This window comes from Polaribacter litoreus, from assembly GCF_054584775.1.
This window is the reverse complement of sequence record NZ_JBTLRD010000047.1, coordinates 1-3,436: the sequence shown is the minus strand read 5'-3', so window position 1 is coordinate 3,436 and position 3,436 is coordinate 1. Positions and strand designations below refer to the sequence as shown.

Here is a 3,436-nt window from a genome sequence, read left to right as displayed (position 1 = left end):
AGCTTTTTTTTCGCTAAATTTACGCAACAAATAATACACCAAAACGTTATGTTTTATTGCTCAGGAAAATCTAAACGTGGGAAAAAAATGCTGAACACTCTCTCGCTAGAATTTTAAAAATCAAAACGCGGGAATTTTTTTAGAGTTTTTAAAGAATGAATCTTTTGTTGGAAAGTTCTCTGAGATTTATAAAATAAAATGGAATTTATCAACGTTTCGGAAACAATGCGTGGGAATTTTCTCTGTAAACTGGAATTTTCAAAAAAACTAAAAAGGAAAAATAAAAAAAGCTGAAAAGAACTGAAAACGGATTTAAAACGTGCTTACTCGAATGTTTCGCAACAAAACATAACACAGTGTAAAATTTATTGCTTTTAAGGTTTTTCTTACGAAAAACCTCGGAAATGCGAAAGTTTTAGTTTAATAAGTTTTTTTTCGCTAAATTTACGCAACAAATAATACACATAAACGTTGTGCAACATATCCCAAAACATTAACCAATATGAAAAAAATCATACTTTGTTTATTCATTTTACTCACCACAAACGAATTTGTTGCTCAAACAACAATAAATTTAGATAAGACAAACGGAGTTTATACAGTTCCCTGTAAGGTTAATGGAATACCAATGGATTTTATTTTCGACACAGGCGCATCAAATGTGACTATATCTCTGACGGAAGCAACTTTTTTGATTAAACAAGGTCTTTTAAGGAAAAATGATATTAAGGAATCTGTTAAATATCAAATTGCAAACGGAGACATTAACGAAGGAACTAATATCATATTAAGGGAAATTGAAGTCGCTGGATTAAAAATCAAAAATGTAAAGGCAACAATTGTTCACGAACAAAATTCACCTTTATTACTTGGAATGTCCGCTTTAAGTCAATTAGGCAAAATTGAGATAGAGAATAATAAACTGATAATAAACGACTTTTCATACAAAAGTAAAAAAGACAATATTGATTTTGATAAAGAAATAAAGGGAACCATTGAATGGATAAACAGTGTATTTGTAAAATATCAATATGAAGAAACCGATTTAATACAAAAACAAAATATTCGTAGTGTCGTCGAAATTGAAAATCAGTTTTATCTTTTTGGTGTTCGAACTCAAGAGACAAGTAAACCTTGGGCGTTTAGTAAAGGTTTTTTAATTCCGTTAGCAAAAATTAACAACATTGACTATTCCGAGAAACAATCAAACTATTGGCTTGAAGTAAAAATGAAAAATAATGAAGAGGCAATAGTAATGATAGATGGAAATGACAAAAAGGACTACATAGATAGATTGGAATTTATGTTAGATAAATCAATTGACAATGAGGGTTTATTACCTAAATTAAAAAACGCACTTGAATATATCATTGAGCTATACAATGAAAAACCATCAAATAAATCTTCTTCTTCAGTTTCACAAGGGAATAAAGAAATACGAATCAAATATACAAATGGCATTGAAATATTTAATATTTATCTTGGAAGCGAACAACCTAAATACAAAGAAAATAAAGAATATTTTTGGTATACAGAGTTTTCTAAAATAAAATCTACAAAAGGTGGAAGTGGAGGAAATTTACTTAATGGGAATTACAAATTCTTTGACGAAAATGGTAATTTATTAATTGACGAAAACTATTCTATGGGTTTAAAAGATGGAGATAGCAAGAAATGGGATGAAAAAGGCGAACTCACAGAAATTAATAAGTACCAAGAAGGAGAATCAATTTATTGGAAATATCATCCAGAAGGAGATGATGGTTGGGTAGAACAAATTGGACAAATGCTAAAAGCTGGTTGGATTAAAAATTCTTACGACAGATATAACAAAATTGTAGCAAGCCAAAAGACATTTATTGACGAAAAAAGCCAAATCAAAAAAGAAAAGACAAAGACATCAATTTATTTTAGAAATTCTGACCAAAAGAAAGAAGAGTACACAACATTAATGATGTTTAACAATTCTTACATTGGTGAATACATACAATATTTTGAGAACGGAAATAAAAAAGTTTATGGAAAACTATTTGACCCATATGATAATGGAATTGATAAATATGTAGGAAATATAAGAGATGGAGAATGGAAATGGTATAAGGAAAATGGCGAAATAGACTCTACTGAAAAATACAAGGCTGTAGTTGAGTATTGGGACAATGGAAACCTTAAATATATTTATGGTCAGTATTTTGACGAAGAAGAAAATAAATGGTTAAAACACGGTCGCTTTTATAGTTATGGTGAGGACGGAAAAGGTATTGGCGAAATTATAGAATACGAATGGGGAGCGATAAAAGAAAAAAAAGAGTAGAATAGTAAAAAATACGTTGCACAACACCGTATATAATTTATTGCTAGTTCTAGCCTATTTACGAAAATCCTCGCGGATTTTCTATTCGGTTTTTATTTGCTAAATTACGTGCTTAACCACGCAACAAACCATATACAAACACGTTGGCAGTAATGTGGAAAAACGAGATAAATTGAAAAAAGTATAAATATGGACAGAAAAGAATTTTTAAGAAACACGGCAATTTTAGGTGGAGCGACAATCCTACCAATGAACAACGTTTTTTCACAAAATGTAACGGAAAACGGAATTGACAGATTAGTGGACAGTAATGGAAATTTCATTCAAAAATCACTTCCATACAATAAAACTTTTTTGGAGCCACATATGGATGAAGAAACCTTACATCTGCACTTTGAATTTCATCACGGTGGAGCAGTAAAAGGGGCAAACACAGATTTGATTAAAATTAAGGAACATCTAAAATCGGGCGATTTAGACCAAGTGGATTTGTGGACCCGAAAGTTAGCTTACCACTTTTCAAGCCACGTGCTTCATTCCATCTTTTGGACGAACTTAACGAATAAAAAAACTGAACCCAAAACTGAACTCTTAAAACAGATAGAAAAGGATTTCGGTTCATTTGACAAACTGAAAAGCTATATCGGGAAAATATCAAAAACTGTAGAAGGAAGCGGTTGGGGTATTTTGGGTTACCAACCTTATTCGGATAGCTTGACATTGTTACAATGCGAAAATCATCAAAAATTAACACAATGGGGAGTTGTTCCGATTTTGGTGATTGATGTTTGGGAACACGCCTATTATTTGAAATACAAAAATAAAAGAGCCGATTTTGTTGATACAGTTCTTGAAATTATCAATTGGGACAATGTAGCTGACCGATTTATGACAGCAAAACGACTGACAAAATAAACACTACTGCCAACAATGGCTATAAGTAATTGCTTGTTCTCGCCTACTTCTGAAAATCCTCACGGATTTTCAGTTTGGTGTGTACTTGCAAAGTTAAGTGCTAAACCACGCAACTACTCATAGCCGAAACCGTTATGTTTTATTGCTCAGGAAAATCTAAACGCAGGAAAAAAATGCTGAACACTCTCTCGCGAATTTTAAAAAATC

2 protein-coding genes are annotated in these 3,436 nt (G+C 31.5%); both read left to right on the top strand.

The features are described 5' to 3' along the window. The first annotated feature begins 502 nt into the window (after positions 1 to 502). A complete protein-coding gene (locus tag ACW9UN_RS16865; RefSeq protein ID WP_459487535.1) occupies positions 503 to 2,314 on the top strand; it encodes a TIGR02281 family clan AA aspartic protease in 1,812 nt (603 codons plus the stop codon). A gap of 189 nt (positions 2,315 to 2,503) precedes the next feature. Next, positions 2,504 to 3,229, top strand: a complete 726-nt coding sequence (locus tag ACW9UN_RS16860; protein WP_009780324.1) for a superoxide dismutase — start codon at positions 2,504 to 2,506, stop codon at positions 3,227 to 3,229. Positions 3,230 to 3,436: the final 207 nt, after the last annotated feature.

Bases quoted from the DNA above. Each gene is read 5' to 3' on its own strand.
- ACW9UN_RS16865 (WP_459487535.1), top strand. From the start codon at position 503: ATGAAAAAAATCATACTTTGTTTATTCATTTTACTCACCACAAACGAA.
- ACW9UN_RS16860 (WP_009780324.1), top strand. From the start codon at position 2,504: ATGGACAGAAAAGAATTTTTAAGAAACACGGCAATTTTAGGTGGAGCG.